Source organism: Novosphingobium sp. PP1Y, from assembly GCF_000253255.1.
In the GTDB taxonomy this organism is placed as follows: Bacteria; Pseudomonadota; Alphaproteobacteria; order Sphingomonadales; family Sphingomonadaceae; genus Novosphingobium.
This window is the reverse complement of the sequence record NC_015580.1, coordinates 1,258,546-1,269,974: the sequence shown is the minus strand read 5'-3', so window position 1 is coordinate 1,269,974 and position 11,429 is coordinate 1,258,546. Positions and strand designations below refer to the sequence as shown.

At 61.8% G+C, this 11,429-nt stretch carries 10 protein-coding genes; 6 read left to right on the top strand and 4 right to left on the bottom strand.

Annotated elements, in window-relative coordinates:
• Positions 1-54: 54 nt before the first annotated feature.
• On the bottom strand, positions 55-678 hold the full coding sequence (locus PP1Y_RS12100; RefSeq protein ID WP_013832499.1) for a response regulator transcription factor: 624 nt from the start codon (positions 676-678) through the stop codon (positions 55-57).
• 348 nt (positions 679-1,026) lie between these two features.
• Here PP1Y_RS12100 and PP1Y_RS12095 point away from each other — a divergent pair, with 348 nt between their 5' ends.
• On the top strand, positions 1,027-1,710 hold the full coding sequence (locus tag PP1Y_RS12095; protein WP_013832498.1) for a helix-turn-helix domain-containing protein: 684 nt from the start codon (positions 1,027-1,029) through the stop codon (positions 1,708-1,710).
• A 66-nt stretch (positions 1,711-1,776) separates the two neighbouring features.
• Here PP1Y_RS12095 and PP1Y_RS12090 read toward each other — a convergent pair whose 3' ends face one another.
• From PP1Y_RS12090 to PP1Y_RS12080, 3 genes are all read right to left on the bottom strand, one after another.
• The gene (locus PP1Y_RS12090) at positions 1,777-2,793 is read right to left on the bottom strand and encodes a LacI family DNA-binding transcriptional regulator (protein ID WP_232512653.1); all 1,017 of its coding nucleotides are present in this window, start codon (positions 2,791-2,793) and stop codon (positions 1,777-1,779) included.
• Between the two features lie 185 nt (positions 2,794-2,978).
• Positions 2,979-3,881 (bottom strand): SDR family NAD(P)-dependent oxidoreductase, encoded by a 903-nt coding sequence (locus PP1Y_RS12085; protein ID WP_013832496.1) that lies wholly within the window; start codon positions 3,879-3,881, stop codon positions 2,979-2,981.
• 10 nt (positions 3,882-3,891) lie between these two features.
• A complete protein-coding gene (locus PP1Y_RS12080) occupies positions 3,892-4,827 on the bottom strand; it encodes an SDR family NAD(P)-dependent oxidoreductase (protein ID WP_013832495.1) in 936 nt (311 codons plus the stop codon).
• 143 nt (positions 4,828-4,970) lie between these two features.
• Here PP1Y_RS12080 and PP1Y_RS12075 point away from each other — a divergent pair, with 143 nt between their 5' ends.
• The 5 genes from PP1Y_RS12075 to PP1Y_RS12055 all read left to right on the top strand — a co-directional run bounded on the left by PP1Y_RS12075 (position 4,971) and on the right by PP1Y_RS12055 (position 11,423).
• Positions 4,971-6,386 carry an MFS transporter gene (locus PP1Y_RS12075; RefSeq protein ID WP_013832494.1) on the top strand — a complete coding sequence of 472 codons (1,416 nt, stop codon included), beginning with the start codon at positions 4,971-4,973 and terminating at the stop codon, positions 6,384-6,386.
• A 39-nt stretch (positions 6,387-6,425) separates the two neighbouring features.
• Positions 6,426-7,190, top strand: coding sequence for a nuclear transport factor 2 family protein (locus PP1Y_RS12070; protein ID WP_013832493.1), 765 nt, complete (start codon positions 6,426-6,428; stop codon positions 7,188-7,190).
• Between the two features lie 83 nt (positions 7,191-7,273).
• Positions 7,274-8,704, top strand: coding sequence for an NAD-dependent succinate-semialdehyde dehydrogenase (locus tag PP1Y_RS12065; RefSeq protein WP_013832492.1), 1,431 nt, complete (start codon positions 7,274-7,276; stop codon positions 8,702-8,704).
• Positions 8,705-8,718: 14 nt separating this feature from the next.
• Positions 8,719-9,789 carry an amidohydrolase family protein gene (locus PP1Y_RS12060; protein ID WP_013832491.1) on the top strand — a complete coding sequence of 357 codons (1,071 nt, stop codon included), beginning with the start codon at positions 8,719-8,721 and terminating at the stop codon, positions 9,787-9,789.
• Positions 9,786-11,423 (top strand): MFS transporter, encoded by a 1,638-nt coding sequence (locus PP1Y_RS12055; RefSeq protein ID WP_013832490.1) that lies wholly within the window; start codon positions 9,786-9,788, stop codon positions 11,421-11,423. Before PP1Y_RS12060 ends, PP1Y_RS12055 begins: the two co-directional genes overlap by 4 nt.
• The last annotated feature ends 6 nt before the right edge of the window (positions 11,424-11,429 follow it).

Here is an 11,429-nt window from a genome sequence, read left to right as displayed (position 1 = left end):
ACCGGTCATCGACCGCGATATCAGGCCGAATGGCTCCATCCTGCTGCAGAAAGGCTATTCGCCGGCATCTTTCAGACTGTTCGCCAGCTCGGTCCGATTCGAAATGCCCAGCTTGGTATAGATATTGTGGAGGTAGACTTTCACCGTCCCCTCGGTCGTCCCGAGGCGCGCCGCGACCTCACGGTTCCGCAGGCCGCGAGCCACATGCTGGGCCACGTCCAGCTCCTTTGGGGTAAGGCCCGCAAGACGGGAAGACGGGCTTGCGGAACTGGCGTGGGCAATCGCCTTGTCGATCAGATCGCCATCCAGGTAGCGCATGCCATTCTTGACCGAGTCGATCGCCTTGAGCAGACAGTGCTCGGCATCGTGCTTGAAGACGATCCCGTTTACCTGCGACCGGATCACCGAAAGCAGCTGTTCGTCGTTCATTTCCACGGTCAGGATGATCACGGGCCGCGTATCGCCCCGCCTGCGCAGTTCCGAAAGCGTCGAAACGCCGTCACGACAGGGCATGCGCACATCGAGCAGGACGATGTCAGGATCCTCACGCTCTATCGCTACAAGCGTTTCATCGCCGTCGCCGGTCATGGCGACGACTTCGTGCCCCCCCATTCGGAGTACGGCTTCGACACCCAGTCGAAAAAAGGGATGATCGTCGGCAACTAATATTCGCGACACGATTTATACTTCCCACCCGACGACTGCCTTTCGGCAGCTTGACGCCCCCAACCCGATGGTAACGCCCGATCATTACCTATCGCCGGATTTTGCAGGGGTGCACGGACAAGGTCAATAAAATAGCACCCCCCGCTCAACCGATTTTCACAATCGATTTAAGTTCTGGCGCCCGGCGCGGCACCGGTACTCAGATAGTATGACTTGCCCAGGCCAGGTCACAAACCGATGCATTAACTTGCGTTAGGAGGATTGACTAACGGTCTATATCTTTAGATACTAAGCGCGTCTTTCAGCACAATGACCGATCATGGATAACGGCTCAGGACGCGGAGTTGTCAGATGACAGTGATGGCCAAGATAAATCTGCGCAGCCGAACGGGCTACCTGCACGGGCAACCCACCCGCAAGCTCAGCCTTGAAGGGACCGCCGCCAGCTTCAAGGGGCAGCGCGAGTCGGTGTCCGTCACCAATCTCTCGAAGACAGGGATGTTGCTCGAAACATCGGCTCCCCTCTCGGTCGGCGAACCGCTGTCGATCCTCTTTCCCGAAGGAGAAACGCGCAACGCCAGCATCGTCTGGGCAGCCGAAACGATCTTCGCATGCGAATTCGAAAAGGCCCTTTCCATCGCCACGATCAGGAAGGTGCAACTGCAAAGTCCACCGGAACCGCGCGCCGATGAAGAAGCCGTCACTTCCGAAACTCTCGGTGCCCGCATCAAACGACTGCGCCGCGAGCGAGGCTTTGGGGTGGATCATTTCGCCAGCCAGATCGGCGTGAGCCGCCCTACCCTGTGGAAATGGGAGAAAGGCACTGTCTCTCCGCGGCAGAACATGGTCCAGACGATCGCCAGGGTGCTCGGCGTTCCGGAAAGGGAACTGCTCTACGGCAAACGTCCCGACATGGTGCAGGACGAAGCGCGCCAGGTTACTGCATTCGATGCGTCAAGCTCGGTCATTGCCAGCAAGAAGGTGGAGATTGCACAGCTCATCGGCGTCGATCCCCATCGCGTACGCATCCTGATCGAAACCTGATCCCTGAGCCACTGCTGAGGCGAAACTCGCGCCAGCCTCAAGGCGCGAGGTCAGGTCTGACGGCCGCTATCGCCTGGTGCTTTCGCGGATCACCAGCTTGCCCGGCACCGGGGTCGTATCGATGGCATCGCCCGAAGATACCCCGATGAAGTTCGAGACGAGCCGTCTGGCAATGCCCGGCATGTCCTGTTCGACAGTCGTGATCGATGGATTGGTAAGGCGCGTCGCATAGATGCCATCGAAACCGCACAAGGCCACTTGCCCGGGCACACGCAGCCCGCGCTCGTGCAAGGCCCTCAACGCTCCGATTGCCATGAGATCACAGGTGGCGAAAATTCCGTCGACCTCTGCGCCTTCGTCGAGCACCTGGTGCATCAGCTTGAAGCCCTGCTCGAGCCGATCTGTCGGCACATCAGAATAGCGCACCACTTCCTTCATGGTGCAGCGGCTCATGACCGACCGGTAGCCCTCGACGCGATCGGCAAATTGCCGCTGGTCGCCAGGCCGCGGCGAGAGACAGGCGATCGCCCGGCAACCGATGTCAACGAGATGCTCGACAGCGCCGGCTGCCGCGGCGAAATTGGCCGCGGAGATCGCCGAGAGGCGCTGCGAGGCGATGCCCCATCCCACTACCGGAACCCCATCATCGGCGAGCGCCCGGAAACGATCCCAGCAGACCTTGTCCCGGCCGCTGCCGATGACGATGTAACCATCGGCCAGCCCTCGCATGACAAGGCCGACATCGCCCATCTTCTCGCTCATCAGCGAGGTGAGGACGGCATAACCCTTAGCATTGGCCGCCACTGAGATGTGGCCCTGCAAGGTGGTGTAGAAGGGATTGAGCGAGCCGATACCTTCCTGATCGTCATAAAGCACGACAAGAGCAATTGTGCGCGTGGTGCTGCGCCGCAGGTTGGAAGCGGTGGCATTGGCGATATAGCCCAGCTTGCGGGCCGCTTCCTCGACACGCACACGAATGTCCGGCCGCACCGAAGTCTTGCCGTTGAGGACGCGCGATACCGTCGACTGCGATACGCCCGCCAGACCCGCAACATCATATGCCGTGACGCGGCCCGAATTCACGCCTTCCCCTCCTGCACGACCCGACCGGGACAGCGAACGTCCGGTCAGCCCCTCTATCGGCACAAGCCCATAGCAGCGCAAGCCCGGTGTAGGAACGCCAGAGATCGGCGATGCGTCTATACGGCCTACCGCGCAGGTACGGCCTTGCGGCATCGCATGCGGAAAGAACGCCACAGCCTCCCGGATTACGTCATGCTTCGGGCCGCTTCGCGCGCCTCCTTGTACCGGGCGCGCCGCCCTTCCTCGATCTTGAGCCGGGCATCCAGCCCCGGATCTGCAGGATAATCCCGAAATGCGTCGATCACTTCGGCAAAGACCTCTGCAAGTTCCTCGCGGAATTCCGGGTGCGAGAAGATGTAGAAGCGATTCTCCTTCACCGCATCGATCGTGCGCTGCGCGATCACTTCGGGCTCCATCCCGGCTTCATGGACTTTTTCAAGCTGGCTGACGAATGCCCTGTTCACGTCTTTCGCCCCGGCCCGGAGCGTCGAAGGCCGTATCTCATCGCTGGCGAAGATATGCGTCTTGACCAGGCCAGGACAGAGCATCGATACACCGATCCCGTGCGGGGCAAGGCTGTAACGCAGCGATTCGCTCAATCCTCGTACGGCGAATTTGGTCGTATTGTAGATGCCGGGCACACCGCTGCCCAGGAAAGCGGCCATGGAGGCCGTGTTGCAGATATGGCCACCCTGCCCTCGCTCCTTCATGCGCGGCGCGAAAGTCGCCACGCCATTGATCACACCGTGCAGGTTGACCCCAAGCAACCAGTCCCAATCGTCGTATGAAGATTCGTCGATCGACTGGAAGAGGTTCACGCCGGCATTATTGAACAGCAGGCTGACCGGTCCGAGTTCGCGCTCCACCCTATCGGCGGCCTCGGCGAAGCCCTCACGCGAGGAAACGTCGAGCTGCACGCCCATCACTTCCTGATTTTCGAGGAGCTTCAATGCCTGCTCCAAGGCATCCTCGCGAATGTCTGCGATGGCGACCTTGCAGCCCTCCGCCACGAGCGCACGCGCGAGCCCCAGCCCGACACCGTTTGCCCCGCCGGTTACGAAGGCCGTTCTTCCCGAAAGATCCTGCATAACCATTTCCTCAGGCCGCGCTGATTTCGGAGAGCTGATCGGCGCGCAGCGCGGTCTGGCGCTCAATTTCATCAGCGATGGCCGGATTTCGGAACAAAATTGCGAAGGTACGCTTATATTCTTCATTCTCCGGGAGGTGGGTCTGAACCGCAGCAGTGGTCGCTTCGCCCCGTTCGCGCACACCGTCCAGGAACTCACTGTGCGTGAGGATGTAAAGCTCATCATTCACAATGCCGCGCAGCACCCGCTGCCCCACCTCTTCCTTCGTCTGGTAGAGGTGGAAGAACTGGTCACCTGACTGCCGGCGCTTGTCCGCCTCGGCATAGCCGGTTGCACTCAGTTCCTCCGGCCGGGTCTTGCCCGCCTCGGCGATGTTCGACTGAACGGCGCCCGGACAGAAGGCCGAGCAGATCACGCCGCGCGATTCCAGTTCCGGTCGCATGCATTCCATCATGGAAACGACCGCGGCCTTGCCGGATGAATAGATCGTCGTGCCTGCCGCCGGCACCAATGCAGACATCGACGCCGTGTTGACGATATGCCCGCCTTCGCCATGGGCCAGAATTCTCGGCAAAATCGTGACAATCCCGTTGATTGCGCCACCGAGATTGACGCCCATCACCCAGTCCCAATCGGCATAGGTCGCAAGGTCGGTGGGGCCGACAACCGCAACGCCTGCATTGTTGAGCAGCATGTGGATCTTGCCGAACTTCGCCTCTGCGCGGTCTGCAGCCGCGGCAAAGGCCTCGCGGTCGGTCACGTCCAGCTTGATCGCAAGAACCCGGCCACCGCCATCCAGTTCGGCAACGGCTTCGTCGAGATGGTCCTGGCGGATATCGGCAATCGTCAGGTTCATGCCTGCGCCCAGCAAGGCCTTGGCAATGCCGAGCCCAATGCCGCTGGCGCCGCCTGTCACGAATGCGGTCTTACCCTGAAGATCCTGCATGATTTGCGTCCTCTCTGAATGTTTTTCCTGCGTCGAAACGAATCTCCCCTCTTTTGTTCACCATCCAAAGTTAGTATGCAAGACAAACATTCACGATTGATCCCGTGCCCAAGAAGGCATTTGTAGGACGAATGGGAGAAGCCATGGCCTTAGCAACTGCCAATGTCGCGACGCTGGAACAGTCCCCGCAAATTGCAGCACCGGAGCGTGCAGACGCGCGGGAATGGCCAAGTTCAGCTTCAGCCTATTGGGCCCTGACTGTCATCGTGCTCGCGACCTTCATGACCTTCTTCGATCAGGTTGTGTTCGGAATGCTGGCCGAACGAATAAAGATCGATTTCGGACTGAGTGATTCGCAACTCGGCTTCCTCGCGGGCCCCGCCAGCATCATCTGCTATCTCTTCGTCGGCATTCCACTTGCGCGTCTGGCAGACATCTGGCCGCGCAAGTACGTGCTCGCCGGAGGCGTTTCCGTCATCGGTTTCGTCACCGTTCTTGGCGGGATCGCGCAGACCTTCACGCAGTTCGTGGGGACCCGCGTATTCCTTGCAGCGGGTGGCTCTGCCCATGCCCCCTCATCCTATTCGCTCATCGCTGACATGTTCCCCCCTGCGAAGATCACGCGCGCTTTTGCGATCCTGCAGTTCGGTTTCATCGGCGGATCGACCCTGGGACCGCTGGTCGGAGGACAGCTCATTGCGCTGACCGCGTCCTGGGCACCTACCGAGATCGGACCGATCCAGATCCTTGGCTGGCAATGGATCCTGATCTGGACCGGACTCCCAGCTTTCTTCATCGCCCTGCTCTTCCTGACCGTTCGCGAACCGCGCAGAAGACTGCCTGCCGGCGAGGCACCCGCCATGCGAACCGGTACGGGTCTCGTCCGGCGGGCGCTCACCTTCACCGGCCTCGATGCGGCCAAGGCCATCCGCGCCAATCGCAAGGTCTATTACCCGATGTTTCTCGGTCTTGCCCTGAGCGCACTGGAAAGCACCGGGTTCGCATTCTGGCGGGTTCCCTTCCTGATCCGCACGTACGGCTGGACCGAGGCCCAGATCGGCGCCGTGACATCGGCCTCGATACTCGTAGCTTCGCTTCTCGGCCTGCTGCTAGGCAGCACCCTCGTCGAATGGCTCGCAAGGCGGCACAAGGATGCGAACGTACGCGCGGCCTTCATCTGCTTCGTTGCCGTCACGATCTGCGCGATCCTTGCGCCGCTCATGCCTTCCGCCGTGCTCTCCATTCTCGTCATGTCGATAGGCGTGATGTTTGGCATAGGTGGCGCGGTGCCGCAGAATGCGGCAATCCAGCGCGTCGCCCCAGGCGCCATGCGCGGACAGGTGACCGCCATCTACCTGTTCATGTTCACGTTCTTCGGAGCGATGGGCAGCTTCGCGATCGGCCTCGTTGCGCAGTACGTTGTCGTCGATCCGGCCAAGCTCTGGCTGGCACTGGAGATCACGGCGGTAGTCCTGATGCCGCTTGCAACCCTGTGCATCTACCGCGCCATTCGCCCCTATCGCGAAGAGATCGAGCGCCTCGAGGCAGCAGGAAGCTGATGTCCGGACGGCATTCATAACAACAAGGAGAAGACTGAAATGGCAGAGACCGACCGCATTGCCGTGCTCGAGGCACAAGTTGCGAACCTCTCACAGCGCCTTACCCAGCGTGAAGACGAACTGGACGTGCGCAAGCTGCAGCACCTCTACGGCTATCTGATCGACAAATGCATGTACAACGAAGTCATCGACCTGTTCACGGACGACGGCGAAGTCCGCTTCTTCGGCGGCGTCTGGAAGGGCAAGGAAGGCGTGCGCCGGCTCTACGTCGAGCGGTTCCAGAAGCGTTTCACCCACGGCAACAACGGCCCGATCGACGGCTTCCTGCTCGATCATCCGCAGCTGCAGGACATAGTTACCATCGATCCGGACGGCGTGACGGCCCATGCCAGGGCCCGTTCGATGATGCAGGCCGGTCGTCACCGCGATTTCGTCGATGCCTCCAATCCGCTCACCGCAAGCGCGCGGCAATGGTGGGAAGGCGGCATTTATGAGAACACCTATCGCAAGGTGGACGGCGTGTGGCGCATCCATGTACTCAACTACTTCCCGCACTGGCATGCCGATTTCGACAAGGGCTGGGCTTTCACGAAAGCCGAATACGTGCCCTTCCCTAAGGAGCTTTACCCGCAGGATCCTAGTGGCCCCGATGCCCTGATCGAAGATCACTGGCTCTGGCCGACACACAAACTTCTGCCTTTCCACATGCCGCACCCGATCACCGGAAAGCCGATGGTCGCGCAGAGATGGCAGGGCGACATCGATCGCGAATATGCACGCAAGGAAGGCTTCCCGGCCACGTAATCCCTGCCATCCGCACCTGCCAACCTGTCACCGCGCGCCACTGTACGGCGACAGGTTGGCCACCAGCTCGATCCAGGTGAGGCATGATCCAGTACCCTACGCTTTCCATGATAATCGACGGCGAACGCATCTCCGGCGAAGGACGACGCACCCACACCGTGCTAAATCCGGCCACTGGCGAAAAGCTGGCCGAACTGCCGCTCGCTCGGACTGAGGATCTCGACCGCGCCCTTGACGTCGCCGCTTCCGGCTTTCGGCTCTGGCGCAGGTCATCGCCTCAGGAACGCGCTGCAGTGCTGCAGGGCGCGGCGCGACTGATGCGCGAGCGATGCGAGGACATCGCGCAGGTCGCCGTGCTCGAACAGGGCAAGACCCTTGCCGAAGCGCGCATCGAAGTAGCCATGAACATCGGCCTGTTCGAATTCTACGCAGGCGAAACCTTTCGCATCTACGGCAGGACCCTCGTGCGGCCCGAGGGGATGCGATCGACCGTCCAGTATGAACCGGTCGGCCCGGTCGCCGCCTTCGCGCCCTGGAACTTTCCGATCGGCAATCCCGGACGGAAGCTCGGAGCACCGATTGCTGCGGGCTGCTCGGTCATTCTCAAGGCGGCGGAAGAAACACCCGCGTCAGCCCTGGCTGTCCTGCAGTGCCTGCTGGATGCTGGCCTGCCCTCCTCCGTGGCACAGGCCGTATTCGGCGTGCCGCATGAAGTCAGCCGACACCTGCTGGCAAGTCCGGTGATCCGCAAGCTATCCTTCACCGGCTCGACTGCGGTGGGGCGCCACCTCGGCACGCTTGCCGCGGCGGGCCTGCAGCGCACGACGATGGAACTGGGCGGCCACGGCCCCGTGCTGGTCTTCGAAGATGCCGATCTCGACCGCGCGCTGGATACGCTTGTCGCGCAGAAGTATCGCAATGCCGGGCAAGTGTGCGTTTCACCGACGCGCTTCATAGTCGAAGACGGCATTTTCGAGGCCTTCTGCGACGGTTTCGCCGAACGGGCGCAGGCCCTCAATGTCGGAGAAGGCCTCGATCCCGCAAGCCAGGTTGGCCCGCTCGCCAATGCCCGGAGGGTGGAAGCGATCGATACGCTTGTGAAGGAAGCGCTCGAGGCGGGAGCCCGGCTGGAGACCGGCGGAGAACGCCTTGGAAACCGGGGTTTCTTCTATGCACCAACGGTCCTTCGAGACGTGCCGAAGACGGCCCGGATCATGAATGACGAACCCTTCGGACCGGTCGCCCTGATCAACCGCTATCCGAATGAGGAAGCCATGATCGCGGAAGGCAATCGGCTGCCCTATGGCCTCGCGGCCTATGCGTGGACGCGGGACAGTGCTCGTCAGAAGCGCCTCGCCGCGCAGCTCGAAACCGGAATGCTCGGGATCAACACGTCGATGATCGGCGGTGCGGATGCGCCCTTCGGCGGGGTCAAATGGTCCGGTCATGGGCATGAAGATGGACCGGAAGGGCTCATGGCCTGCCTGGTCGCAAAAGCCGTCCACGAAGGCTGAAGGAAATTCATACGATGTCAGATATCGCGACCGCTGCCGATTTGCAGACCGGCGGCAGGCAAGGCTACTTGCGCATCGCCACCGAGGAAGCCTTCGCCACGCGGGACCAGATCGATGTATATCTGCGAATGGTCCGCGATGGCACGGCCGACCGCGGGATGACCTCGCTCTGGGGGTTCTATGCGCAGAGCCCGAGCGCTCGGGCCACGCAGATCATCGAACGCCTGCTGGATCTGGGCGAGCAACGTCTCGCCGACATGGACGCAGCCGGGATCGACAAGGCAGTGCTGGCGCTGACCTCCCCCGGCGTTCAGCCGCTTCTCGACATGGAAGAGGCACGGCGCATCGCGGGCAACGCGAACGACCGGCTGGCCGAACGCTGCGCAGCCCATCCCGACCGCTTCATCGGCATGACCGCCGTCGCACCGCAGGACCCGCAATGGTCGGCGCGCGAAATCCTGCGGGGCGCAACGCAGCTCGGCTTCAAGGGCGTCCAGATCAACAGTCACACGCAGGGCCGGTATCTGGACGAGCCCTTCTTCGACCCGATCTTCCGCGCGCTGGGCGACGTCGGCCAACCCCTGTACATCCATCCCGGCACGCCGCCCGATTCCATGATCGGCCCTCTTCTCGATGCCGGCCTGGACGGGGCGATCTACGGCTTCGGAGTCGAGACAGGCATGCATCTTCTGCGCCTCATCACGGCTGGCATCTTCGACCGCTACCCCGATCTGCAGATCATGGTCGGCCACATGGGCGAGGCCCTGCCCTACTGGCTCTATCGCCTCGACTACATGCACCAGGCCGGCATCCGCTCGCAGCGATACGAACGCATGCGCCCGCTGAAAAGGACGATCGCCGGGTATTTTCGCAGCAATGTCCTCGTGACCTGCAGCGGCATGGCCTGGGAACCTGCCATTCAATTCGCCCGGCAAGTGATGGGCGAGGATCGGGTAATGTACGCCATGGACTACCCTTACCAGTACGAAGCCGATGAAGTCCGCGCTTTGGATGTGATGGACCTCTCACCGGAGAGCAAACGCAAGTTCTTCCAGACCAACGCTGAACGGTGGTTCGACCTGTGAAGGCAGACGTCAGGAACGCCTTCAAAGCGGATCGCACTTTCGAGCCACCGCGCAAAATCGCCCGTGGCGGATGGTACGCGCTTGCGCTGATTTCACTCACCAATGCGCTAAGCCTACTCGATCGCCAGATACTCGCCATTCTCGCGCCAGCGATCAAGGAGGACCTGAAGATCGGCGATGCCGAGATGGGTCTGCTGTTCGGAACGGTCTTCGCCTTGTTCTACGCCCTGTTCTCGCTGCCGGTCGGACGCCTGGCGGACGGCTGGCTTCGGGGTCGTCTCCTGTCGTTGAGCATCCTGTTGTGGTCGGCAGCCACCGCCATCGCCGGCCTGACCTCCAGCTTTGCGATGCTCGCAGCTTCGCGCCTGTGCGTGGGCATCGGCGAAGCGGCGACGCAACCTGCGGGCACATCGCTGATCTACGACTACTGGCCGCGCCATCGTCGCGGCTTCGTAATGGCGGTCCTCGCCGCGGCCATTGCGCTGGGGCTTGGCGGATCGCTCGTCTTGGGCGGGGTCGCCGCACAGACCTGGACCGATGCGTTCCCGCCTGGCGAAGCCCCGTTCAAATTGCGCGGCTGGCAGTTCGCCTTTCTCGTCGCCGCGACGCCGGGCTTCATCCTTGCCTGGTTTCTCTGGCACCTCAGGGAGCCGGAACGCGGCGCGATGGACGGCATTTCCTCCCCTACCGATCCGCATCCGTTCCGATCCAGCCTTGCCCTGCTCGGCGCTGTCACGCCGGGCCTGCACCTCGTGGCCATGAAGCGCCGCAAGGCTGGCGCGCGCAGCATCGCCCTGAACCTTGCGGTGCTCTTCGCGCTCGTCCTTGGCATGGCTGTCCTGTCCCGGATTGGCGCAGCACACTCGCCGCGCCCGCCACTAGGCTTCGGGTCATTCGCCATCGACCCCCACGTCCTGCAATGGCTGGTCATCGGCATCGGCCTGCTGACCATCGTGAACCTTCTGCAAGGCATCAAGGCCAGCGACAGTCAGGCATTCCGCGTGCTCGCCGGTTCGCCGACACTCATCATGGCAATCGCGGTAGGCACGCTGCAATCGGCAATCAACTACGGGTTGATGGCATTCAATCCAAGCTTCCTGATCCGCACCTACGATCTCTCGCTTTCCGAAGCCGCCTTGCAGTTCGGCCTGCTCTCGGCCGCGACAGGCATAGTCGGCCCGTTGTTCTGGGGGTCGTTGTCGGATCGCCTTCACCAGCGCTTTCCCAGCAGCGGCCGCGCCATGATCGCGCTCGTATCGATGGGCGTTTCGCCCCTGCTTTCGCTATGGGTTTACACCGCAGATGCGCCTTCCGACTTCTACTTGCGCTTCGTCTTCTACGGCCTGCTTCTGACCGGTTGGATGCCCCCGCTTTATGCGATCCTGTATGATCAGGTGCTCCCGCGCATGCGCGGCCTAACCGCCAGCCTCTATCTGCTGGTCATGACAATCCTTGGCATGGGAGTCGGGCCTTACGTCGTCGGTCTGGTGTCGGACGCGACGGGCGACCTTCGCCTTGCAATGCTGTGCATCAACTTCGTGGCAGTGCCGATTGTCGTCCTGATGGTACTGATCGCCCGGCGCTCTGCACGCGACGAAGGCAATCTGCTGAAGCGCGCCGGCCAGTCTGGCTGAAGGCCG

Coding starts and splice junctions, on each gene's coding strand:
- PP1Y_RS12095 (WP_013832498.1), top strand. CDS start 1,027: ATGGCCAAGATAAATCTGCGCAGCCGAACGGGCTACCTGCACGGGCAA.
- PP1Y_RS12085 (WP_013832496.1), bottom strand. CDS start 3,881: ATGCAGGATCTTTCGGGAAGAACGGCCTTCGTAACCGGCGGGGCAAAC.
- PP1Y_RS12080 (WP_013832495.1), bottom strand. CDS start 4,827: ATGCAGGATCTTCAGGGTAAGACCGCATTCGTGACAGGCGGCGCCAGC.
- PP1Y_RS12075 (WP_013832494.1), top strand. CDS start 4,971: ATGGCCTTAGCAACTGCCAATGTCGCGACGCTGGAACAGTCCCCGCAA.
- PP1Y_RS12070 (WP_013832493.1), top strand. CDS start 6,426: ATGGCAGAGACCGACCGCATTGCCGTGCTCGAGGCACAAGTTGCGAAC.
- PP1Y_RS12065 (WP_013832492.1), top strand. CDS start 7,274: ATGATCCAGTACCCTACGCTTTCCATGATAATCGACGGCGAACGCATC.
- PP1Y_RS12060 (WP_013832491.1), top strand. CDS start 8,719: ATGTCAGATATCGCGACCGCTGCCGATTTGCAGACCGGCGGCAGGCAA.